This window comes from Embleya sp. NPDC005575 (assembly GCF_040605455.1).
In the GTDB taxonomy this organism is placed as follows: domain Bacteria; phylum Actinomycetota; class Actinomycetes; order Streptomycetales; family Streptomycetaceae; genus Embleya.
In genome coordinates, this window is record NZ_JBEXCV010000096.1 from 13,858 (window position 1) to 35,896 (window position 22,039).

The 22,039-nt window shown below is 71.4% G+C and carries 18 protein-coding genes, 1 tRNA gene and 1 pseudogene; 9 read left to right on the top strand and 11 right to left on the bottom strand.

Annotation, left to right across the window (positions count from 1 at the left end):
• Window position 1: 1 nt before the first annotated feature.
• Entirely contained in the window at window positions 2-1,333 is a 1,332-nt protein-coding gene (locus tag ABZS54_RS27570; RefSeq protein ID WP_355541591.1) for an NAD(P)/FAD-dependent oxidoreductase, read from the bottom strand.
• A 219-nt stretch (window positions 1,334-1,552) separates the two neighbouring features.
• Between ABZS54_RS27570 and ABZS54_RS27575 the strand changes: the two genes are divergently transcribed.
• Complete coding sequence (locus ABZS54_RS27575) at window positions 1,553-2,296, top strand: helix-turn-helix domain-containing protein (RefSeq protein ID WP_355541594.1); 744 nt, start codon at window positions 1,553-1,555, stop codon at window positions 2,294-2,296.
• Between the two features lie 110 nt (window positions 2,297-2,406).
• Here the strand turns inward: ABZS54_RS27575 and ABZS54_RS27580 are convergent, their stop codons facing one another.
• The 4 genes from ABZS54_RS27580 to ABZS54_RS27595 all read right to left on the bottom strand — a co-directional run bounded on the left by ABZS54_RS27580 (window position 2,407) and on the right by ABZS54_RS27595 (window position 7,805).
• On the bottom strand, window positions 2,407-2,859 hold the full coding sequence (locus tag ABZS54_RS27580) for a universal stress protein (RefSeq protein ID WP_355541597.1): 453 nt from the start codon (window positions 2,857-2,859) through the stop codon (window positions 2,407-2,409).
• Between the two features lie 95 nt (window positions 2,860-2,954).
• Entirely contained in the window at window positions 2,955-3,995 is a 1,041-nt protein-coding gene (locus ABZS54_RS27585) for a phosphotransferase family protein (protein WP_355541600.1), read from the bottom strand.
• Between the two features lie 70 nt (window positions 3,996-4,065).
• A complete protein-coding gene (locus ABZS54_RS27590; protein WP_355541603.1) occupies window positions 4,066-5,211 on the bottom strand; it encodes an acyl-CoA dehydrogenase family protein in 1,146 nt (381 codons plus the stop codon).
• A gap of 698 nt (window positions 5,212-5,909) precedes the next feature.
• Window positions 5,910-7,805 (bottom strand): asparagine synthase-related protein, encoded by a 1,896-nt coding sequence (locus tag ABZS54_RS27595; RefSeq protein WP_355541606.1) that lies wholly within the window; start codon window positions 7,803-7,805, stop codon window positions 5,910-5,912.
• 667 nt (window positions 7,806-8,472) lie between these two features.
• Here ABZS54_RS27595 and ABZS54_RS27600 point away from each other — a divergent pair.
• A complete protein-coding gene (locus tag ABZS54_RS27600; RefSeq protein ID WP_355541644.1) occupies window positions 8,473-9,819 on the top strand; it encodes an MFS transporter in 1,347 nt (448 codons plus the stop codon).
• 86 nt (window positions 9,820-9,905) lie between these two features.
• Here ABZS54_RS27600 and ABZS54_RS27605 read toward each other — a convergent pair.
• A tRNA-Met gene (locus ABZS54_RS27605) sits at window positions 9,906-9,979 on the bottom strand.
• A gap of 270 nt (window positions 9,980-10,249) precedes the next feature.
• On the opposite strand from ABZS54_RS27605, the gene ABZS54_RS27610 reads away from it, so the two are divergent.
• The 5 genes from ABZS54_RS27610 (at window position 10,250) to ABZS54_RS27630 (ending at window position 16,621) form a co-directional block, all read left to right on the top strand.
• Entirely contained in the window at window positions 10,250-11,659 is a 1,410-nt protein-coding gene (locus ABZS54_RS27610; RefSeq protein ID WP_355541609.1) for a cytochrome P450, read from the top strand.
• A 78-nt stretch (window positions 11,660-11,737) separates the two neighbouring features.
• A complete protein-coding gene (lhgO, locus tag ABZS54_RS27615; RefSeq protein WP_355541612.1) occupies window positions 11,738-12,955 on the top strand; it encodes an L-2-hydroxyglutarate oxidase in 1,218 nt (405 codons plus the stop codon).
• A gap of 586 nt (window positions 12,956-13,541) precedes the next feature.
• Complete coding sequence (gene trmB / locus ABZS54_RS27620; RefSeq protein WP_355541614.1) at window positions 13,542-14,270, top strand: tRNA (guanosine(46)-N7)-methyltransferase TrmB; 729 nt, start codon at window positions 13,542-13,544, stop codon at window positions 14,268-14,270.
• A gap of 138 nt (window positions 14,271-14,408) precedes the next feature.
• A complete protein-coding gene (locus ABZS54_RS27625) occupies window positions 14,409-16,097 on the top strand; it encodes a PrsW family glutamic-type intramembrane protease (RefSeq protein ID WP_355541617.1) in 1,689 nt (562 codons plus the stop codon).
• A gap of 35 nt (window positions 16,098-16,132) precedes the next feature.
• Window positions 16,133-16,621 (top strand): YcxB family protein, encoded by a 489-nt coding sequence (locus ABZS54_RS27630; RefSeq protein ID WP_355541620.1) that lies wholly within the window; start codon window positions 16,133-16,135, stop codon window positions 16,619-16,621.
• A 252-nt stretch (window positions 16,622-16,873) separates the two neighbouring features.
• Here the strand turns inward: ABZS54_RS27630 and ABZS54_RS27635 are convergent, their stop codons facing one another.
• On the bottom strand, window positions 16,874-18,502 hold the full coding sequence (locus ABZS54_RS27635; protein WP_355541623.1) for an MFS transporter: 1,629 nt from the start codon (window positions 18,500-18,502) through the stop codon (window positions 16,874-16,876).
• 216 nt (window positions 18,503-18,718) lie between these two features.
• Between ABZS54_RS27635 and ABZS54_RS27640 the strand changes: the two genes are divergently transcribed.
• A complete protein-coding gene (locus tag ABZS54_RS27640) occupies window positions 18,719-18,922 on the top strand; it encodes a hypothetical protein (RefSeq protein WP_355541626.1) in 204 nt (67 codons plus the stop codon).
• A gap of 70 nt (window positions 18,923-18,992) precedes the next feature.
• On the opposite strand, the gene ABZS54_RS27645 is transcribed toward ABZS54_RS27640, so the two are convergent.
• From ABZS54_RS27645 to ABZS54_RS27655, 3 genes are all read right to left on the bottom strand, one after another.
• Window positions 18,993-19,283, bottom strand: coding sequence for a hypothetical protein (locus ABZS54_RS27645; RefSeq protein WP_355541629.1), 291 nt, complete (start codon window positions 19,281-19,283; stop codon window positions 18,993-18,995).
• 67 nt (window positions 19,284-19,350) lie between these two features.
• A complete protein-coding gene (locus tag ABZS54_RS27650; RefSeq protein ID WP_355541632.1) occupies window positions 19,351-19,890 on the bottom strand; it encodes a nuclear transport factor 2 family protein in 540 nt (179 codons plus the stop codon).
• 14 nt (window positions 19,891-19,904) lie between these two features.
• Window positions 19,905-20,297, bottom strand: a complete 393-nt coding sequence (locus ABZS54_RS27655) for a nuclear transport factor 2 family protein (RefSeq protein ID WP_355541635.1) — start codon at window positions 20,295-20,297, stop codon at window positions 19,905-19,907.
• 225 nt (window positions 20,298-20,522) lie between these two features.
• On the opposite strand from ABZS54_RS27655, the gene ABZS54_RS27660 reads away from it, so the two are divergent.
• The gene (locus tag ABZS54_RS27660; protein ID WP_355541638.1) at window positions 20,523-20,945 is read left to right on the top strand and encodes a hypothetical protein; all 423 of its coding nucleotides are present in this window, start codon (window positions 20,523-20,525) and stop codon (window positions 20,943-20,945) included.
• Between the two features lie 52 nt (window positions 20,946-20,997).
• On the opposite strand, the pseudogene ABZS54_RS27665 reads toward ABZS54_RS27660, so the two are convergent.
• Window positions 20,998-22,039: pseudogene (locus ABZS54_RS27665) on the bottom strand (hypothetical protein); the annotation flags it as partial.

The following is a 22,039-nucleotide window of genomic DNA, read 5'->3' on the forward strand; positions in this document are numbered from 1 at the left end:
CCTACCCGGTGGGCTTGCGGTCGCCTCGAGTGGCGTACTCGAACTCGGCGCGCGGGTGTTCGATCGAACCCAGCGAGACGATCTCGCGCCGGAACATCAGGGCCAGTGTCCACTCCGCCATGATGCGCATCTTGCGGTTGAACGTGGGCACTCGGCTGAGGTGATACGTGCGGTGCATGAACCAGGCCGGAAGGCCCTTGGTCTTGATCCCGTAGACCTGGGCAACACCCTTGTGCAGGCCGAGCGAGGCCACCGAGCCCGCGTACTTGTGCCGATACTGCTGCTGCGGCTGGTCGCGCAGCCTGGCGATGATGTTGTCGGCGAGCACCCGCGCCTGGCGCACCGCGTGTTGTGCGCTGGGACCGGTGAACTCCTCGCCCGGCTTGGTCAGGTCGGGCACCGCCGCGCAGTCGCCGGCGGTCCACACCCCCGGGACCCCCTCCACCTCCAGCGTCGCGCGCGCCTTGAGCCGGCCCTTGTCGTCCAGCGGCAGGTCGGTGGCGATCAACATCGGGCTGGGCTTGACGCCCGCCGTCCACACCAGCGTGCTCGCGTCGACCTCGGTGCCGTCGGAGAGCACCACGTGCCGGTCGCGGGCCGACTCCAGCCGGGTGTTCAGGCGTACGTCGATACCGCGTCGGCGCAACTCGGAGACCGTGTATCGGCCCATGTCCTCGCCCACCTCGGGCAGGATCCGCGGCGATGCCTCGACCAGGATCCAGCGCATGTCCGCCGGGGTGATGTTGTGGTAGTACCGGCACGCGTAGCGGGCCATGTCCTCCAGTTCCGCGAGCGCCTCCACACCCGCGTAGCCGCCGCCGACGAAGACGAAGGTCAGCGCGTGGTCGCGGATCGAGGGGTCGCGGGTCGAGGACGCGGTGTCCATCTGTTCGAGCACGTGGTTGCGCAGCGCGATGGCCTCCTCGACGGTCTTGAAGCCGATGCCCCACTCTGCGAGCCCGGGTATCGGCAGGGTCCGCGCGACCGAGCCGGGCGCGACCACGAGCAGGTCGTAGGAGGCGTCGTAGGTCTCGCCGCCGAGCAGTTCGATGGTCGCGGTCTTCTTCGCGTGGTTCACGTGCTCCACGGTCCCGGTGACGATGCGGCACTTGGGCAGCACCGAGCGGAGCGGGACGACCACGTGCCGCGGCGAGATGGCGCCGGCCGCGGCTTCCGGGAGGAACGGCTGGTAGGTCATGTACGACTGCGGTTCGACGACAGTCACCGTCGCCTCTCCCGCCTTGAGTTTCCGTTGCAGGCGAAGGGCCGTGTACAAGCCGACGTAGCCGCCGCCGACGATCAGGATGCGCTCGGGCCGAGTCGAGGTCGTCATGCGTCCCACTCTGCCCCTTTCCGGCCGCCACATACAGATGTTCGCCGGGTTTGCGTGCCCCGCACGGGTGGTGACGAGAGGTCAGCGGTCAGCGATATCTTCACAACCGTGCTGTCGGATTCCGCTTCTGGGGTGGGGTCGGTTCGGGTAGTCTCGACGGCCTGGGCAAAGCGGGGTCTGGTGGGGGAATCGACACACTTGCCTTCCGGGGGAGACGCTATGAGCGGCGCTTCGCGTACGCGTACCACGAAGACGCAGGACACCGGCGGCGACGGCGTCGGGGGTCGGCACACGACGACGATTCCACCGGCACGCAAGCCACAACGGAGCAGGCCGGCCGAGCCGTCGCCGCAGCTGCGCACCGACGCCCGGCGCAATCTGGAGCAGGTGCTCCGGGCGGCCCGCGAGGTGTTCGGCGAGCTGGGCTACGACGCTCCGATGGAGGAGATAGCCCGCCGCGCCGGCGTGGGGGTGGGCACCATCTACCGCCGCTTCACCGGCAAGGAGGCACTGGTCCAACGGATCATGATCGCCGAGACCAACCGACTGACGGCCGAGGCGGTCAACGCGCTGGACGAGGAACCGGACGCCTGGTCCGCGCTCGCCAGGTACTTACGCCGCGCGGTCGGCTCGGGTGCCGGCCGATTGTTCCCCGCCCTCAGCGGGCGGGTCCCGGTGACCGAGGAGATGAGTTCCTCGCGCGCCGAACTCAACGACGCGGTAGGTGTGTTGGTCGATCAGGCCAAGGCCTGCGGGCTACTCAGGGCGGACGTCTCGGACGCCGACATATCGTTGATGATGTCCTGTCTGCTGCCGCCGTCCGGACTTCCGCACCCACAACGACTGACCATCGCCGGTCGGTATCTGGAGATCCTGCTCGACGGCCTGCACGCGGGACACTCGTCCCCGCTGCCCGGGAAGCCGTTCACGCAGGACGAGCTGGACACCCTCTTCCTCAGCTGAATCGGGCCCGAGCCGAACCGGGCCTGGGCTCGACCGACCCCGAGCCGACCGAAGCCCGAACCGAACCGGGCGCCGGCCGAACGGCGTCGGCCGCAGGCCACCCGCACCGATCAGCTGCGCACCACGAGCACCGGACAGGCCGCATGGTGCACCACCGCCGTGCTGACCGAGCCGAGCAGCAGGCGGGAGAAACCGCCGGAGCCACGCGAGCCCACCACGACCATCTCGTGCCGCTCGGACATCCCGAGCAGCACCTCGGTCGCCGTCCCCGAATACACCTGGACCACGGCCTGCCCGCCGAACGGCCGCTCGCGTGCGCTGTTCACCTCGGCCACGGTGGTCTCGGTCCGGATCCGCAATTCGGCGAGCACCCGCTCCAAGTCCTCCTGGTAGTGCGGTCCGGGCGCGAGCACCGCGTATCCGGGGGTCGCGGGCTGCGCGGTCACCACGTACAGCGGCAACCCGCGCAGCTCGGCCTCGGTCATCGCCCAGTCCAACGCCCGCCGGGCCGGCTCCGATCCGTCCACGCCGACCACGACGCCCTTCGGCTCAGCGTCGGCCATGGGCCCTCCTCGTCACCGAATCCGGATGTGGAGGGCCCCATACCACCCGGATGTCACGCGCTCACCTTCGCGCGCGAACGCCACCCGGACGGCGGTCAGGCGTGCGCGAGGATCTCCCGCGCGCGATCGGCCAGCGCACGCAGACCGTCGGCGGTGAACCGTCCGGCCGCGTCCTGCTCGCCCATCGCACCCGCGGTGTAGCGGTCGAGTACGCCGGCCAGGATGCAGGCGAGCCGCCAGCACGCGAACGCCTGGTACCAGCGGATGTGCGACAGATCCCGACCGGTGGCCGCCGCGTAGCGCGCGGCGAACGCGGCCCGGTCGATGAAGCCCTCACTCGCGGTGCCGTCGGCGGGCAACAGCGCGCCGTCCTCGCCCGCCTCGACCCAGTACATGAGCGTGGTGCCCACGTCGGCGAGCGGGTCGCCGAGCGTGCACAGCTCCCAGTCCAGTACCGCGCGCACGGTGCCGTCCGGGCCCAGGATGACGTTGTCCAACCGGAAGTCGCCGTGCACGATCGTGGCGCCCTGTTGCGCCGGAACGGATGCCGCGAGCGCGTCGTGCACGTCGTCGATCGTGTCGATCCCGGGCACCCGGGTGGCCTCCCACTGGCGGTGCCAGCGGCGCAACTGTCGCCCGATGTAGTCCTCGCGACGGCCGAGCTCGCCCAGACCCACCGCGTCCACGTCCACCGCGTGGATCGCCGCGAGCACGTCCGCGAGCTGCTCGCCGGCCCGCTGCCGGGCCTGCGGCGTGAGCAGCGCGGCCGCGTCCTCGGCGGAGCGGATCACGTGCCCGTCGACGAAGTCCATCACGAAGAACGGCGCACCGTTGACCGTTTCGTCCGTGCACAGACCGAGCACCGGCGGCACCGGCACGTCGGTCCGCCCCGAGCCCAGCGCGGCCAGGATCCGGTACTCGCGCCCCATGTCGTGCGCGGTCGCGAGCACGTGTCCCAACGGGGGGCGGCGCAGCACCCAGCGGCGCGCGTCGGCATCCGAGACCATATAGGTGAGATTCGAACGCCCGCCGAGCACGAGGTCGAAATGCAGCGGCGGGTGCACCGCGGTCCGCTCGGCCAGCCACTTCGTGATCGCTTCGGGCCGCAATGCCTCGGCCATGGAACCCTCCGTCATGTTCGCGCTCCGCTTCGAATGCCGAGGTTCGGGGGCCCGGGGTCGGGCGCCCGGGGTCGGGGGTCGGGGCTCAGATGCCGAGGGAACGGCCGATGATTTCCTTCATGATCTCGTTCGTCCCCCCGTAGATCGATTGCACCCGCGTGTCGATGAACGCCTTGGCCACCGGGTATTCGAGCATGTAGCCGTATCCGCCGTGCAGTTGCAGGCAGCGGTCGACCACGCGCTTTTGCAGGTCGGTGGTCCACCACTTGGCCTTCGAGGCGGCGACCGCGTCCAACTCGCCCGCGATGTGCTTCATGACGCAGTCGTCGACATAGGTGCGCGCGATGTCCAACTCGGTGTCCATCTCCGCCAGTTCGAACCTGGTGTTCTGGAACGAGCCGATCGGGCGGCCGAACGCGGTACGCGTCTTGACGTACTCCAGCGTGTGCGCGAAGACCGTCTCGGCGCCGGCGACCGCCGCACTCGCGATGCCCAGACGTTCCTGCGGCAGGTTGTTCATCAGGTGGTAGAAGCCGCGGTTCTCCTCGCCGAGCAGGTTGTGCACCGGCACCCGGACGTCGGAGAAGAACAATTCGGCGGTGTCCTGCGCCTTCATCCCGATCTTGTCCAGATTGCGGCCACGCTCGAAGCCCGCCATGTCCCGCTCGACCACGATCAGGCTGATCCCCTTGCTGCCCTTGGCCGCGGGGTCGGTCTTGGCCACCACGATCACCAGGTCGGCGTTGATGCCGTTGGTGATGAAGGTCTTCGCGCCGTTGAGCACGTAGTGGTCACCGTCCCGGATCGCGGTGGTCCGCACTCCCTGGAGGTCGCTGCCCGCGCCGGGTTCGGTCATCGCGATCGCGGTGATGATCTCGCCGGAGCAGAAGCCGGGCAGCCAACGCTGCTTCTGCTCGTCCGTGGCCAGGTCGTTGAGGTACGGCGCGACGACCTCGTTGTGCAGCCCGAACCCCACCCCCGACGCGGCCACCCGGATCAGTTCCTCGGACAACGTCGCGAAGTAGCGGAAGTCGGATACTCCGCCGCCGCCGTAGCGCTCGTCCACGTCGATACCCAGCAGTCCCTGCTTGCCGGCCTTGAGCCAGACCGAGCGATCGACGATGCCGTCCTTCTCCCACTGATCGTGAAAGGGGACCACCTCACGCTGAAAAAACTCACGCGCGGATTCGCGAAAGGCGATGTGCTCGGGTTCGAGGTGCCGGTCCCTCATGTGTCTCCCCCTGCGGTGTCGCGGTGGATCGAGCCGGTCGAGCCGGTCGAGCCGGATCCAGTCGGATCGGACATTCCTACCGGTCGGTAGGTGTCATGTGCTCGCATGCTAGGTCCGCATGGAAAGGGGATCAAGGGCTGGGAGCGGAGCGCGCGGCCGAAACGGCCTCCGGGGGGCGGGGGCAGGAGGACCCTGGCGGGGGAGGGGCCGGGCTTTCGGGCCCGAGGCGCGGAGCGGGCGAATCGTGGTGCGGCGGGGTCGCACGTTCGTCCGGTGCTCCGCATCCGTGTTGCTCGGCCGCTACGCGGCCGGCCCGGCCCGGCCCTGCTCGGCTCGACCGACTCGGGCCGGTGGCCGTATCCGGCCGGCCGCCCGGTCCGCGCCCACTTGCCCGTCCAGGCATGACCCGTCGGCCCCGCCCGGCATCGATGCCGGGCCCGGAAGCACCAAAGCCGCACTCGCTGGGCTGCGCGTACCCGCCCGGCGGGTAAAGCCGCAGGTCACGTAGGACTCCGAGCTCCGCAAGGCTCACCGCGATCCGGGTTCGGGCGGGCGCCGGGAGGGGCGTGACCACGGGCCCGACACGACGGCTCGCCCCGGCGCGCGTGTGCCGCTCGATAACGGCGCGGCGCGGCAGCCGGGCAAGCCGCGTGGCCGCGGGGCTTGCCCGGTTGGGGGTGTCGGTCCGTGCTCGCGGCCTACGCGACCGCCGCGATTCGCACGCCCGGGGCCGAGCTCGGGGTTGCGTCCCAGCGCATCACTCGGCCCTCCCAGACGCCGCGCAGCCACAATTCGGCCGAGACGATGTCGGCGAGCGCGCCCAAGGGGACGTCGGGGTGAGGGGTGGCCGAGTCGCCCTTGCCGAGGTTCGGGCCGCCGATCGCGTGGTCGAGGGTGTGGCGTACCTCGACCGGGTCGAGCACGCCCAACTCGGCCAGCAGCGGGTCGGCGAACAGGTCGCGCAGCACGCCCGCGTTCAGGCGCAGCCCGCGTCGCTCGGCCTCGGTGTAGTCGGCCCGGTGCACCGTGCCGAGGGTGTGTCGCGGGATCAGACCCTGCACGGCCGCGGTGAGCAGTGCCCTGGGTCCGTCGTCCCGATCCCGTGCCCACGCCGGCAGCGACAGTCCGGCACGCACCACGGCGGTGTCCAGATAGGGCGCCTGGACCCGTACGCCGATGCGCTCGGCGAGTTGTTGGCAGGCGCGTTGGCGGTCCGCCGCCCGGCGGACCGCGACCCATGCGGCACGGTCCCCCGGGCGACCATGGACCGCCGGGTCCGCGGCGACTACGGATCCGGCGGAGACCACCGACTCGCCCGCGAGGCGGCGCAGCGACATGGCGAGACGGCGGCGCATGTCCGGCGTCGTCCAGACCGCCGTGGGGGCCGCGGTACACCACGCGATCGCGGCGGCCGGACCCGCGTCCACCCGGCCGGATCCCGCGAAGACCTCAGCGAGTTGGTCGAGTGCTTGGGGGAAGGTGGTGCGGGCGACCCGGTTCGCGGTGCCCGCGAGGTCGTGGCCGCGCATGCCCAGGTTGCGCGCCCAGGTGCGGGCGTGCCGGGCGGTGGTCATCCGGCGCCGGTCCATGGCCAGGTCGGCGAGGTAGGCGAGCGGGGTGCCCAGCACCGCGTCACCGCCGTAGCCGGTGATGTGCATGTCGATGCCGGCGTCGCGAATGGCGTTGAACGTACGGGTGGTTCGGGACATTCCGATCAGTGAGAAGCCCGGTTCGTCGGGCATCACCGCACCGCTGAGCACGTCCTCCAGGCCGGTGTAGGGCAGGTGGTCGACGTCACCCGGGACGACCAGGTGACGCAGCCGCGCCGAGCGGGCGACGATGTCGGCCGCGGACTCCGGGTCGCCGGGGGCGCACGGTTCGGCCCACGTGACCGCGATCAGGTCGCGCGTCTTGGCCATCGCCACCGAGCGGGCGCCCAGCAGCGCGAGCACCGCCGAGTCCCGTCCGCCGGACAGATCCGCGCCGGGGCGCTTGGATCCGGCCACTCGTCGGCCGACCGCGTCGGACAGTGCCCGGCCCAGCGCGTCGGCCGCGCCGGGGAAGTCGAGCGGGGAGCGGTGCTGTTCGTAGAGCCGCACTCGGGCCACGCCGTGCGCGACGTCCAGGGCGTGGCCGGGTTCGAGCCGGTTCACCCCCGCGAACATCGAGCGTCCGGACACCAGTTCGGGCACGTCGGGGCAGGCCAGACGGGCCGCGAACGCCTCGGTGTCCAGGCCGGCCCGGGTCAGGTCGGCAAGCGGGAGCGCGTGCGAGGCATAGACCACGCCGTCGGCCGGCTCGGTGTGGAACACCTGGCGCACGCCCGCGAGATCGCCGAGCACCACCGTGCGCAGGCCGGTACGCAGCACCACGTGGTAACTGCCGGCCCACCCGGTCAGGTGTCGCAACGCGCCGCCTCGGGCGACCGCGAGGCCGACCTCGAGCTCGGCGTCGGTGGCGCCGCACACGCCCAGCACCGCCATCCGCATTCCGCCCCGGCTGACCACCCGGACCTCGTCCGCGGGCCAATTCCCCACCAGCCACAGCGGATCGGAGCCATCCCACAGCGTCCTGGCCCCGGTCGGCCGGGTCACGCTCCGACTCTCCGACGTCCCTGCGAACCAGCGCATCTCGACCCCCTTCGGGTTACGGCCCCGCACAAACCACCATGGATACCGGCCGTACGTGCTCCGACGCTTCCATCGAACCAAGGTTAGGCAAGCCTGAGTAGAGCGCATCCGACGGCGCACGGGGACACACACCCGGCGCATGGTGCCTTTTGACCGTGCCTGTGTACTGACGCGGCGTCAAGTACGTTCTGTCAATGATTGCGAGCCGGACTTGGCGATGGCTTGGTCAAGGGTTGCCTCGGCGGCGGCACGACCGGGAGCGAGCCGTGAAATCGGGTCGCGTGACATCTCGGATTGGCGAATATCTCCCTTACCGCGGATGGCCGGTCCGGTTACGCTGAGGCGGACGGAGGGTTGCCTTTGGGGGCAAACTATGCGCGGCAGTCCCAAGCAGGATCAGTCGGGGCGTTCGAGTCCCGATGACGGGGACCGGGAGGTCCCGGATCCGGGGGTAGTGAGCGGAGGCGTCGGCGCCGGGTCCGACGGCTCCTTCGGCGATTTCCCGGCCGGCGCCGAGCAGGCGCACCACGAGCACCCCGGTACCCTCCGCGCCTCCACCAACCCCCCGGAGCCCGCCGACGGTCGCTCTAGGACCCCGCGCGAGCGCGGACCCAACGACCGGCTCGGTGAGTTGCTCGGCGTCGCCGGGGTCAGCAATGCCGGGCTCGCCCGTCGGGTCAACGACCTGGGCGCCCGGCGCGGTCTCTCCCTCCGCTACGACAAGACCTCCGTGGCCCGCTGGGTGGGCAAGGGGATGACTCCGCAGGGCCCCGTGCCGCACCTGATCGCGGCCGTGCTCGCCGAGCGCCTCGGCCGCCCGGTGCCGCTGGAGGAGATCGGCCTTGACGACAGTCGGCCGGTGGATCCCGATCTCGGCCTGGCCTTCCCACGCGACGTCGGGGAGGCAGTTCGCACCGCCACCGACCTGTGGAGGCACGACCACGTGAATCGACGCGAGTTGCTCGCCGGGACGTTCGCCGTCACCGCGTATGGCACCCCGATGGCCCGCTGGTTGATCACCCCCGCGGACGCCCGCGCCGAGCATCGCGGCGCCGGACCGCACGTGGGACACAGCGATGTGACCAAGTTGCGCGAGGCGGCCGAGGAGGCCCGGCGCTGGGACAGCAAGTACGGCGGCGGCGACTGGCGGGCGTCGATGGTGCCGGAGTGTCTGCGCTGCGACGCGACCCCGCTGCTGCGTGGCAGCTACCACGACGACGTGGGTCGCAGGCTGTTCGGCGCCACCTCCGAACTCTCCCGGCTGGCCGGGTGGATGGCCTTCGACACCGGCCGACACGAGGTCGCGCAGCGCTACTACATCCAGGCCCTGCGGCTGGCCCGCGCGGCGGCGGACGTACCGCTCGGCGGCTACGTGCTCGCGTCGATGAGCCTGCAGGCGACCTACCGCGGCAACCCCGACATCGCGGTCGACCTGGCCCAGGCCGCCATCGAGCGGAACAAGGGCATCGCGACCTCCCGGGTGACCGGCTTCCTGCACCTGGTCGAGGCCCGCGCCCAGGCCCGCGCCGGCGACGCGGCGGGCTGCGGGCGCGCGCTCAACGCGGCCGAGGCGCACCTGGAGCGGGCCCGCCCGGGCGACGCCGACCCGGAATGGATCGACTTCTTCACGTGGGACCGGCTGTGCGCGGACGGCGCCGAGTGCTACCGCGACCTGGGCGTGCCCGAGCGCACCCGGTACTTCACCGTGCAGGCGCTCGCGGGCCTGCGCGGCGAGGCGTACCAGCGTTCGCACGGACTGCGGCTGGCCGTGGGGGCGCAGGCCGAGCTGCGCGCGGGCGAGATCGAGGCGGCATGCGCGACCGGCAGGCAGGCGCTGGAGATCGCCGACCGGGTGCACTCGTCGCGCAACGCGGCCTACCTCAACGATCTGATGATCGGCCTCAAGCCGTACGCCGACGTGCGCGCGGTCAAGGACTTCACCGAACGGGCCGGACTCGTCGGCGGAATCACCGTCTGATCCGCCACCGGATCGTCCTCGGCCCGGCGAACGACCTCGGGAAACACCACAGGCCCGACATTTTCATGTCGGGCCTGTGGTCCAAGTAGCGGGGACAGGATTTGAACCTGCGACCTCTGGGTTATGAGCCCAGCGAGCTACCGAGCTGCTCCACCCCGCGTCGGTAGATCCAACTGTACGCCATCGCGACCGCGCCCACGACCAATTGCCGCGACGACCGGCCGAACCCGAGCGCGGGTGCCCGGCCGAGACGCTCGGGTCGGGGATCGATTTCCCTACGGGAAAAGGCGGTTCGTGTGCGATTCGAACCGGTGGCAGCCCGCCGCGGGCACGATATGGTTCCGGGCCGTAGAGGGGCGGGCCGCCCACCGGGGTGGCCTATATGCGCCGGCGACAGCCGTGGCAGCGGCAGAGCGGGATGTGTCCTGAGATGACCGAGAGATCCGGCTGTCCGTTCGCGGTCCTGTCCGGCCCACGCTTCGAGAGCGACCCGGCCGGGGTGTACCGCGAACTGCGCGAACGGCACGGCCCGGTGGCACCGGTCGTGCTGGACGGCGGCGTGCGGGCGTGGCTGGTCCTGGGGTACGCCGAACTGCTGGCCGTGCTGCGTGATCCGGACCGGTTCTCGCACGACTCGCGGTTGTGGCGCGATCGGAACGAGGGCCTGGTCCCGGCCGACTGGCCGTTGTCACCGATGGTCGAGTATCGCCCGTCGATCCTGTGCACCGACGGCCCCGAGCACCGGCGACGCAGCGCGGCCGTCGGGCACAGCCTGGGCCGGGTCGATCGGCGGGCCCTGCGCGGCGAGATCGAGCACATGGCCGACTCGCTGATCGACACGTTCGTCGCCCGGGGTGAGGCCGACCTGCTCACCGAGTACGCGCAGCGGCTGCCGCTGTTGGCGATGGGCCGAATGGTCGGCATGCCCGCCCCGGACGGACCGCACCTGGTCCGGGCGATCAACGGCATGTTCGACGGCGGCCCGGACGCGCTCGCGCATCAGGTGGTCTTCCACCGGATGATGACCGACCTGGTCGCGGCCAAGCGGATCGCCCCGGGCGCGGACGTCACGTCCTGGATGATCGCGCACCCCGCCGGGCTGACCGATGCCGAGGTGATCGAGGACCTGCTCGTGATCACCCCGACCGAGCCCACCGCCAACTGGATCGGCAACTCGCTGCGCGTCCTGCTGACCGACCACACCCTGCACGCGTCCCTCACCGGCGGCCGCCGCACCACCGACGAGGCGCTCGACGAGGTGCTGTGGCAGGACCCACCGATGCAGAACGCGGCCGGCCGCTGGGCCACCGGGGACACCATGCTCGGCGGCACCCTGATTCGCAGCGGCGACTTCCTGCTGCTGGGCATCGCAGCCGCCAACGCCGACCCCGCGGTCCGCACGGCCGACACCGAACTGGCGGGCAATCGAGCTCACTTGGCCTGGGGCGGCGGCCCGCACATGTGTCCCGCCCAGGACCACGCACGATTGATCGCGAAGACCGCCGTGGACACGCTGCTCGACCGGCTGCCCGACCTGCACCTCGCCGTCCCGCAGGACGCGCTCACCTGGCGCCCCTCCCCGTGGATTCGCGCCCTCGCCACCCTGCCGGTCGCCTTCACCCCCGACGACCCGATCCACGGCGGCGCTCCCTGGCCCGCCCCCTCCACCCGACCGACCCCGACTTCGGAGCCGGCTCCCACACCGCCGACACCGACACCAGAGCCCGCACCGGCACCGGCGCTCGCACCACCGACGCCCGAGCCCGCCCTCGCGCCGGCCGCGGCACCCGCACCGTCCACCGCGTGGTGGTCCCCGGCAAGGTGGCGCCGCGGCCGGTGACGGCGCACACCCTGGGGCAACCCCGTCCCGGGCCCGGGTCGCACACCCTAGGGTGGGTCCGAGGCCGGAGGTGTGCTCATGACGTTGACCTACGACGTGGTGGTGATCGGCGGCGGGATCGTCGGTCTGGCCACCGCGTACGCGCTCACCGAACGCGACCCCGGGCGCACCGTGGCCGTGGTCGAGAAGGAGACCTCCTGGGCGGTCCACCAGACCGGCCGCAACTCGGGGGTGATCCACTCCGGCCTGTACTACCGGCCGGGCAGTCTCAAGGCCCGCTTCGCCGTCGAGGGCGCGCGCCGGATGACTGACTTCTGCGCCCGGCACGACATCGCGCACGAGGTCACCGGCAAGCTCGTGGTAGCCACCAGCGTGCATGAACTCCCGCGCCTGCGGACGTTGTTCGAGCGCGGGCGGGCGAACGGCGTGCCGGTCACCGAGCTGACCACCGAGCAGGTTCGCGAACGCGAGCCGCACGTGTTGTCCGTCGGCGGTCTGCACGTGGCCTCCACCGGCATCGTCGACTACGCCCGGGTCTGCCGCACCCTGGTCGACCTGCTGCACGATCGCGGCGTCGCGCTGCGCACCGGCGCGGGCGTGGTCGACCTCGCCGTACACCCGGACGCGGTGGTCGTGCAGACCCGACTCGGCGAGTTGCGCGGGCGGGTCCTGGTCAACTGCGCGGGGCTGTACAGCGACCGGATCGCCACGCTGGCGGGCGACCCGCCGCCGGTGCGGATCGTGCCCTTCCGCGGCGAATACCACGAGTTGGTGCCCTCGCGACGCGGACTGGTGCGCGGGCTGGTGTACCCGGTGCCCGATCCGGCCTTCCCGTTCCTGGGCGTACACCTGACCCGGGGCATCCACGGTGATGTGCACGTGGGGCCGAACGCGGTCCTGGCGCTGCGTCGCGAGGGCTACTCGTGGTCGCGGATCGCGCCGCGCGAGCTGGCCGCGACCCTGGCCTACCCGGGCATGTGGCACATCGCGCGCCGGCACTGGCGGTACGGCGCGGGCGAGTTGTTGCGCTCGGTGGCCAAGCCCGCGATGGTGCGCGAGGTGCAGCGGCTGCTACCCGAGGTCACCGCGAACGACCTGGTCCGGGCACCGGCGGGAGTGCGTGCGCAGGCGGTCCGCCCGAACGGCGAACTGGTCGACGACTTCCTGATCACCGGCGGACCGCGCACGATCCACGTACTGAACGCGCCCTCGCCCGCCGCGACCGCGTCGCTGCCGATCGGCGACGAGATCGCCGCTCGGGTCGCGGAGCGGTTGGGTGCCCTCGCCGGCCGCTGAGCGACACGGGATCCGCCCATCTACGTCGGCCACCAGGGCTTCCGCACGGTGTGCACGAACCGCAAAGAGGCATTCCCGGCGCCGATGGCCCAGACCACGTTCGACTATCCGCCGACCGAGCCCGGCAACCCGAACAGGCTTCCCGGCCCCGGGGCCGCCGCCGGCGAACCCGGCGAGCAGGCGGCTGGTGCTCGAACCGGCCCTGGACGGCATCGTCACCGTCTGGACGGACCTGCGCTGACGGCCGGCCACCGCGACGCACGGCGGCAGGCTCTTGTGGGACGGCCGCTTCGTCACCACGTTCTACGCCCCAGCCGAGCCGAACGGGCCTCAACGCGCTGGTCGAGTACCAGCCGCTGCGCCTGCACCGCTGCGCGCGGTGTGGATATTCGGCGCCTTCCTGGTCGCTTCGGTGCTGTTCTGGGCGGTGTTTCGACTGCGCCCGACAACGCCGACGGGCCCGCCGGGAGCACCGCCCGTGCCCACCGGATCGACGCTGCCGGGGCTGCCGGGGCCACGGTCGCCGATGCCCGGTGTTCCCCCGACGATCCGCCGACCCCGGGATTCGCCGTAAAATCCTTGTCTTATGTCCCCTCTTCCCGGCGCCTCGACCGTCTCCGGCGTCTCGACCACCGATCGCCCGATCCCTCATCTCGCGACCGTGCGCAGCTTCACCCCGCGGCGGGGCCGGGTCACGCTCGCCCAGCGCGACGCGCTGGATCGGCTGTGGGAACGGTGGGGTTTCGACGTAGCGGACCGTCGGCTCGACCTCGGCGAGTTGTTCGGCGACGACCGCCCGGTGGTGCTGGAGATCGGCTTCGGCATGGGCGAGGCGACGGCGGCGATGGCCGAGGCCGACCCGGGCACCAACGTGCTCGCCATCGACGTGCACACCCCGGGTCAGGGCAGCCTGCTGCACGACGCCGAGCGCCGTGGCCTGACGAACATACGGGTGGCCAACGGCGACGCGATCGAGTTGCTCCGGGACATGTTGCCGCCGGCCTGCCTCGCGGGCATCCGGGTCTTCTTCTCCGACCCGTGGCCCAAGACCCGCCATCACAAGCGCCGGCTGATCCAGCCCGCGTTCGCCGCGCTGGCAGCGTCGCGACTGGTGCCGGGCGGAGTTCTGCACTGCGCGACCGACTGGGCGCACTACGCGGAATGGATGCTCGAAGTGCTCTCCGGCGAGCCCGAACTGGTCAACACTGTCGACGGCTACGTACCCCGGCCGACCTGGCGACCGGTCACGCGCTTCGAACAGCAGGGACTGGACAAGGGCCACGTGGTCGCGGATCTGCTCTTCCGGCGCCGCTGAGCCGGGCGTCGGCCCGAACCCGGTCTCCGCCCACCAAGGCAGCCCCTGGCGACCGCGTCGGCCGGCCGGTACCGACCACGTCACAGCCGACCCGAGAGAGGGGCACCGCGCCACCGCGCGGCGTTATCGTCACCCCATATGGACGCATCGCAAGGACCCGACGCGCCGGCCGGTCCCGTCCCCCCGGACCGGGCCGCGTACGAGTTCGCCCTGTACGAGCCCGGGCCGGTCGAGAAGTCGCGGCTGCGCACGCTCGCGGCGAATCAGACCGCGCGAATAACCGTGCTCGTCACCGCGCTGCTCGGCTGTGCGGTGGCCGTCGCGGTCATGCTCGGCGACACCATCGGCGTACAGGGACTGCTCGTCGGGGCGTTGTTGGCCCTGGTGCCCGCTCCGCTGGTGGTGAGCGCGATCGTGTGGCTGGGCCGGGTCCGGCCGTTGCCGGGGAAGAGCCTGCTCTTCGCGTTCGCGTGGGGTTCGTGCGCCGGCGCGCTCGTGGCGCTGCTCGCGAACAGTTGGTCCTTCGACAAGCTGATGGATCTCAAGGGGGAAGAGGACGCCGAGCTGCTCGGGCTGACCATCGTGGCGCCCGTGGTCGAGGAGTGCGTCAAGGGGCTCGCGGTCCTGCTCCTGTTCCTGACCATCCGGCAGAGCTTCCGCGGCGTCCTGGACGGACTGATCCCGGCGGCGGTCAGCGCGGCGGGCTTCGCGTTCACCGAGAACATCCTGTACTTCGGCCGTGAGTTCGCCGCGAGCGAGGACAGTGGCGACGGTCTGGGCACCACGTGGGGCACCTTCATCGCCCGCGGCATCATGTCGCCGTTCGCCCATCCGCTGTTCACCTCGATGATCGGCATCGGCTTCGGCCTCTCGCTTGCGGCCCGCTCCCGACCGGCGCAGATCCTGCTCCCGCTCGGCGGCTACGTGTGCGCGGTCGGCCTGCACGCGGCCTGGAACGGCTCGGCCACCCAGGGCCTGGCCTTCCTCGGGGTGTACTTCCTGGTCATGATGCCGATCCTGGGCGGGCTCGTCTGGTACGTGGTGATCGTGCGACGCGACCAGTTGCGCGCGGTCGAGGACGAGTTGCCGGGCTACGTCGCGGCGGGCTGGTTCCGACCGCACGAGCCGCTGCTCCTGTCCTCGATGGCCGACCGCTCGCGCGCGTTGCGGACCGCGAAGGCCATGCTCGGCCCGACCGGGGCGGCGCGACTGCGCGCGTATCAGGCGGACGCCACGCTGCTCGCCGAACTGCGCCGGCGCGCGAGCCGCTCGCGCAGAGGTCCGGCCCCGGAGTACCCGGAGCAGGAGCAGGAGCTACTGAACCGGCTATGGGCCGCGAAGCCGATCCTGGGCCGGGTCATCGACCACACGATGCCGTCGCCGAGGTGGCGCTACATCAAGCCGCCGCCCGGGTGGGCGCCGGGGATGCTGCCGTTCGGCCCACCGGGCACTGCGCCGTACGGAACCGCGCCATACGGGGCGCCGACCGGCTGGGGGCCGCCGCCGGGCACGGCACCGTTCGGCCCACCGCCGCCCGGGTGGGTGCCGCCGGGTCGGCATCCGGCCGCGCATCCCGCCTGGGGCGCCCCGCTGCCGTACGGCGCACCCGTGCCGTGGGAGCCGCCCCGGCACGCGGCCAACGGTCCGTGGAGCGACCCGGCCGCGCAGCCCGGCGCACCGTGGGGCCCGCCGGCGGCGGGCGCCGGCGCCGTGCCCGCGCAGCCCGGCCCACTGGGCCCGCCCATGTGGTACGCCCGCCCCGGCGACACCCCGCAGCCGGCGCCGCCCGAGGCGGCGCCCACCGAATCCGGGGAATCGCAGCCGTAGCCGGCCCGGGCCGGCCCGCATGCGACCATGGCCGGGTGCATATCTCGACCACCTACGTTCCGACCGAGGGCGATATCGCGGAGGGCGTGCTCGCCTTTCGGCGCGGCCTCTTCCGGGGCCTGTTCGGGGCCGGGGCGGTGCTCTCGGTGCTGGGCGTCGTCCTGGTGACGAAGGCGTTGCTGTCCGGTACGACCGTGTTGTGGCCGCTCGCGTTCGTCGGTTTCGGTGTCGCGATGCTCGCGCTGCGGTTCTGGGCGCCGATCCAGGCCGCCCGGCAGAACAAGCACATGCACGGAGTTCCGTGTGAGGTCACGCTCACCGACGAGGAGTTCGTGACCACGCTCGGCGGCAGCCGCAGCGCGACCCCGTGGGACACCTTCCGCAAGGTGCGCCGGGTGGACACCCAGTGGATCTTCGAGTTCGGTCCCACCCAGGCGGTGACCATTCCGCACCGGGTCTTCTCGGATGCCGAAAACCTCGAACTGGAGACGTTTATCCACAGCCGGAGCCGGGCAGCCCGCTGATCTTCCACAAGGAAGATCCACATCCTGTGGAAAACTTGTGGGCAAAGGCTTTCGGTGTGACACCTCGCCCGAAATGGTGAGACTCAATGCCGATTCGACCTGATCGGGCGCGTTTATCCGCCCGCCTGCACGTCATCGGCTTTCACCCTTCGGCATTTCCCGCATTCACCACAAAGGCGACCCCTCGCGGGGTCGCCTTCGGGTGTCTTTCGCCGCCCGCCTCCACCACGGGCGGTGTGGATGGGCGCCTGGTCAGTGCGTACGAACCGGCTCTTCCTCGACCGAGGCGGCGGACCCGGCGGCCTGCGCCCGCACGTCCGTTTCCGCCTCCGCCTCCGTCTTCGCCTGCGCCTCGGCCTCGGCCTCGACGGCGACCGGCACCCCGCGCAGCAGGGCGGTGGCGACGATCGCGGCCAGTGTCAGCAGGACCGCGCCGCTCAGGGTGGCGTACTGCATGCCGTGCGTGAAGGCGTGCCGCGCGGTGTCCAGGAGTTGATCGCCGGCCTGGCCCGAGAGCCGCTCGGCGGTCGCACTCGCCGCCGCGAGCGTGTCGTTGGTGGCGTGCGCCGCGTCGGCGGGCACCCCGTCCAGGGTCGCGTCCCGCATGTCCCGCCCATACACCGCGTCCGCGATGCTGCCCAGGATCGCGATGCCCAGCGCCCCGCCCAGTTCGCTGCCGGTCTCCGAGGTGGCCCCCGCCGCACCGGCCCGCTCCGGCGGCGCGGCGGTCAGGATCATCTCGGCGGTGAGCGTGGTCGCGATCAGCACCCCGGCGGCCACCAGCCCCGCACCCGCCAGCACCAGCACCAGCGGCGAGCCCGGCCGGGCCGCACTCATCACCAGGAATCCGGCCACCGCGAGCAGCAGTCCCGCACCGATCAGGTATCCGGGCCGCACCCGCTTGGCCAGGATGCCGGACACGGTGAGCGCGACCATGATGACGGGCATCACCGTCAGCGACCACAGCGCCGCTTCCAACGGCCGCATGCCGAGCACGAGTTGCATGTACTGCGTGTTGAACAGCGCGGAGCCCAGCATCGCGATGCTCGCGATCACGTTGACCGCGATCGAGGCGCTGTAGGCCCGGTTACGGAACAGTTCGAGGTCGATCAGCGGGTTGGCGATGGTGCGCTGGCGGCGGACGAAGAGGCAGCCCACGACCAGGCCGACCACGATGCTGACCAGGTGGAGCGGCGCGACGCCCTCGGCCGCGATCTCCTTGATCCCGTAGATCACGGTGAGCACCGCCACCAGCGAGAGCCCGGCGCTGACCAGGTCCAGCCGACCGGCGGCGGCGTCCTTGAACTCCGGGAGCAGGAACGGGCCGACCGCGAGCAGCAGCACCATCGCGGGCACGTTGAGCAGGAACGCCGAGCCCCACCAGAAGTGCTCGAGCAACAGGCCGCCCGCCACCGGACCGAGGGTGGCACCCGCGGTCAGTGCGGCGGTCCACACCCCGATCGCGGTCCGCCGCTGGGCGGGATCGTGGAACATGTTTCGGATCAGGGCCAGCGTCGAGGGCATCAGCGTGGCCCCGGCCACGCCGAGCAGCGCGCGGGTGGCGATCAGCATCTCGGGGCTGTTCGCGAAGGCCGCGGCCACCGAGGTGGCCCCGAAGGCCGCCGCGCCGATCAGCAACAATCGGCGCCGCCCGATCCGGTCGCCGAGCGCGCCCATGGTGATCAGCAGGCCCGCGAGCAGGAAGCCGTAGACGTCCATCATCCACAACTGCTGCGGAGCCGTGGGTTCGAGGTCCTCGCTGATGAAGGGAAGCGCGAAGTACAGCACGCCCATGTCCATCGACACGAGCAGAAGTGGGAGGAGCAGGACCGTCAGGGCGATCCATTCCTTGCGGCCGGCCTTGGCTGGGGTGGAGGTCATGACAGGAACTGTACGAGCGTGTAAGACACTTGTCTAGGACGTCTGTATAAAAAGTTTGGCGCGGGATCCCGCTCACCGGCGCGGCGGTGCAGTCGGGGGCGGGATCGGCCGAGAGCCCGATGTTGGCGATGGTCGACGCGTTCCCGCTCCCGGCGCAACGGGTAGTCGGGTGCGGTGCGGGGGCACCGACCCCACTCCCGAACGAAGGATGGCGAGATGAGTGACGAGCGGATTCCCGTGGACGAGATCCCCGAGGGCGACCGGCCGCGGATGGACCTGCGCAGTGGCGCCGAGACGCCTGTCGACCCCGAGGACCTGGTGCTCGCGGAGGGCAAGGATCTGACCGAGAAGAACATCGAGGAGGCCCGCCGCCGGCTGGCCGAACTGGGCCCGGCCGCGGTCGAACGCATCGTCCCCTGACCGCCGGCACCCCACGGGGCGCGGCGCCGATCCCGGTGCCGCGCCCCGGCCGCGCTCGCCCGGGCCCGAATCAGCGGCCGGTGCGCCGCCGAGGACGCATCTCGACCGGCCGGACCTGATAGACACCCAGGTCCCGGTCCTGCTGCTCCTCCGCCACCTGGAGCGCGATCAAAATCTCCAGCGCGCTCCACGCCATGCCGAGCATGCCCAGGCCGACGAAGAGCATCGCCCACACCCAGAACCAGGTGTGCGCCCAGACGCCGAGCAGGGCGACCATCGCCGCGACGATGGTCAGCGCCAGGAGCACGCCGGTACGCGCCGCCGCGTTTCTCGCGCCGTCCGGAAGTCTGTCGCGCGCCATGGCCGACCTTCCTGCCGCCGAGTAGGCAGTCTGCCGCCGAGTAACCGGTTGCTCCTCGCCTGCCCCGTCATCCCTCGACGGAACCCGATCCGGCCGGCTCGTCCGGGGATCGATGGAACTCCCGCCACGTCTCCCAGATGGCGGGCACCGTACCCGAGCCGAAGGAGCGCTCCGGCCAGTTCGCCGGCGGCAGTCCCGCGGGGTTCGCGCCGACGTTCGCGCCGTACCACAGGTCGTGCCGACGGCGTGCGAAGTACCACACGCCGTCCCGTCTTTCGTAGACGTCGCGGTACAGGATCGCCTGGTGCAACCAGCGCGGCCCCTCCTGGATCTCGGCCTTGCAATACACGTGTCCGGTCGCGTGCTCCGCGTCCAGCAGGTCGATCACGTGCGTGCCGACATTGAGGATGGTCACCCCGAGCGGAGCCAGCTGGGCCGCGAACAAGGCCCGCAAGGCGGCGCGTCCGTGCTCCTCTCGACTCACCCGCACATCGGGCACGAACAGCCCGCACAGCGCGTCCAGGTCCCGGCTGTCCAGGGCCAGCGCGTAGCGCGCGGCGAGTTGACGGATTTGTTCATGGGCCGGCAGCCGCTGTACGTCGTCCATGAACCGACACCCTGTCAGGCCCCGGGGCGGGGGATCTCCTGCGGGTTGTACACGATCTCCACATACGACCAGCGGCGCCCGCCCGCGTAGTGCAGCACCACGTTGACGTCCAAGCCGCCGGATGGTCCCTCGGCGCGCAACACCGTCGAGACGCGGTTGCTGTCGATGATCCACAGCCGGACCCGGTATCGCCTGAACGGCGAACGCCCGACGCCGTCTCGGATGTACGCGCTCAACGCGTGCCTGCCCTCGACGAAACCGACCACGTGGTCGCGTACGCGCACCTCGTCGGTGAACACCGCGGCGACCGGCGCCCACTCGGTGAATCGGCGCACCCGGGCGCCGACATCGTCGCCGACCGGTCCGCTCCGTGCGAGTGCCGCCGCCTCGTCCCGGGTGCCACCCATCGTGCCTCCCCGCATCGTCCCGGCGAGGGTGGGCGCACGGAGAAATCCGGGCGCTGCCTGCCGCGTCCGGTGCGCGTGATCCTGCCCGCGCCCCGTCGGGAAGTCCAGCCCCCACACGATCGCCGGAACGGAACCCATCGCCGGCTGGTATACGTATTACCGATCGCAACAAGCCGGCCGGGCTCGATGCGAGCACGACACGAAGTGGAAGCGGAGGGGACGCGAGTGATCCGGTACAGGGTCCGGGTGGACTTCTACCAGGACGTCCCACCGGACCGTCCCCCGACGGGGTACGTGGGCTCGTTGCTCTCGGGCGACTTCGCCGGACCGGCTCTGCCGCGCGGCGGCGACTCGATCTCGGCGATCCCGCTGGGCGGCGCGCACATAGGGCCGTGGACCGGCGGTCCGTACATGATGGTCCACCGGGTCGAGCACCACCCGGTTCCCGTGGACGGCGAGGGCCACATAGTCCAGTGGTGGGAGCAGTATCCCCAACCCTCGGTACACGTGGTCGTCAACGCCGAGTGGCCGGACACCGAGGAGTCCGAGCACGAGTTGATGAACCTGTACGAGGAGCAGAGCTGGAGCTCGTTCCCGGCCGGACCGGAGAACCCGTTCCTGCCGGTCGCCGCTGCGCCCGACTTCTAGGACCGCGCTCCGGCCCTTCGTCCGGTGCCTTGTTCCGGCTCGGCGTGGCGGGTTACGCGGGCTTCTTGTAACCCGCCACGCTCACCGACGCCAGGATCTTGTTCAGGTCCGCGTCGTACTCGCGGGACAACCCCGCCGTGGAGAACGAGATCATCGACTGCGGCAGCCACCACAGCTGCGGTTGGAACGAGTCGCCGCTCGTGCAGGTCACGCCGTAGGACGCGTACTCGAACGTCAGGCTGCCCTTGCCGGGGTCGACGTACTTCTTCCCGTCGCTCTTGCTGGTCGGCTCCACCGCGTCGCCGGTCCGGGTCACACAGGTCGGCTTCGCACCGAGGGTCCAGCCCGCCTGATTCTTGAAGTCGACCTTGCGCTCGCTGTTCTTGCCGACCCAGATCCGCAGGCCCGCACGCTCGCACGTGGTGCGCAGCGCGGCGGGCGTCGCGCTCGGCAGCACGCACACCTCGGTGTCGCTGACCTGCATGAGCTCCCACGTGGCCGGCACGGCGAACTTCATCCCCTTGATGTCCTGGGTGAAGGGGCCGCCCTTGCCGGTCAGCCTGGGCGTCTCGGTGGTCGAACTCTTCTTCGCCGCCGGCTTCTTCTTCTCCTCGTCGCCGCCACCACCACGCAGCACGAAAACCGCGCCGACCCCGATCGCCAGGACCGCCGCCACGCCGCCGACCACGACGAGCAGCCGCCTGCGACCGGCGCCGCCGCCGGACCCGCCCTGCCGGGCCGCAGCCCGACCGGTGGGCGGCGGGGTGTGGGCGCCGTGGGCGGTGGGCGCCTGATGCTGATTCGTCGGGTGGCCCTGCCCGGCGGTGCCGTATTGCCCCGAGGGTGCGCCGTACTGGCCGGAGGGCGCCCCGTACTGGCCCGAAGGCGCCCCATACTGCCCTGAGGGCGCTCCGTACTGCCCGGAGGGCTGCGGCGGGACGCCGTGCGCACCCGACGTCGGAGTGTCGCGATACAGCGGCGGTTGCGTCGGGGACGCGCCGTAGGGGTCGTGCGAGGGCCGGCCGGGGCCGACCAGCGGCGGTGTCTGCGGCGGTACGGCCGGTGCGCCGAACGCGGCGGTGCCGCCCGAGCGC

Excerpts from the sequence above, each read along its gene's own strand:
- ABZS54_RS27570 (WP_355541591.1), bottom strand. The coding sequence starts at position 1,333 with ATGACGACCTCGACTCGGCCCGAGCGCATCCTGATCGTCGGCGGCGGC.
- ABZS54_RS27575 (WP_355541594.1), top strand. The coding sequence starts at position 1,553 with ATGAGCGGCGCTTCGCGTACGCGTACCACGAAGACGCAGGACACCGGC.
- ABZS54_RS27580 (WP_355541597.1), bottom strand. The coding sequence starts at position 2,859 with ATGGCCGACGCTGAGCCGAAGGGCGTCGTGGTCGGCGTGGACGGATCG.
- ABZS54_RS27585 (WP_355541600.1), bottom strand. The coding sequence starts at position 3,995 with ATGACGGAGGGTTCCATGGCCGAGGCATTGCGGCCCGAAGCGATCACG.
- ABZS54_RS27590 (WP_355541603.1), bottom strand. The coding sequence starts at position 5,211 with ATGAGGGACCGGCACCTCGAACCCGAGCACATCGCCTTTCGCGAATCC.
- ABZS54_RS27610 (WP_355541609.1), top strand. The coding sequence starts at position 10,250 with ATGACCGAGAGATCCGGCTGTCCGTTCGCGGTCCTGTCCGGCCCACGC.
- lhgO (WP_355541612.1), top strand. The coding sequence starts at position 11,738 with ATGACGTTGACCTACGACGTGGTGGTGATCGGCGGCGGGATCGTCGGT.
- trmB (WP_355541614.1), top strand. The coding sequence starts at position 13,542 with ATGTCCCCTCTTCCCGGCGCCTCGACCGTCTCCGGCGTCTCGACCACC.
- ABZS54_RS27625 (WP_355541617.1), top strand. The coding sequence starts at position 14,409 with ATGGACGCATCGCAAGGACCCGACGCGCCGGCCGGTCCCGTCCCCCCG.
- ABZS54_RS27635 (WP_355541623.1), bottom strand. The coding sequence starts at position 18,502 with ATGACCTCCACCCCAGCCAAGGCCGGCCGCAAGGAATGGATCGCCCTG.
- ABZS54_RS27640 (WP_355541626.1), top strand. The coding sequence starts at position 18,719 with ATGAGTGACGAGCGGATTCCCGTGGACGAGATCCCCGAGGGCGACCGG.
- ABZS54_RS27645 (WP_355541629.1), bottom strand. The coding sequence starts at position 19,283 with ATGGCGCGCGACAGACTTCCGGACGGCGCGAGAAACGCGGCGGCGCGT.
- ABZS54_RS27650 (WP_355541632.1), bottom strand. The coding sequence starts at position 19,890 with ATGGACGACGTACAGCGGCTGCCGGCCCATGAACAAATCCGTCAACTC.
- ABZS54_RS27655 (WP_355541635.1), bottom strand. The coding sequence starts at position 20,297 with ATGGGTGGCACCCGGGACGAGGCGGCGGCACTCGCACGGAGCGGACCG.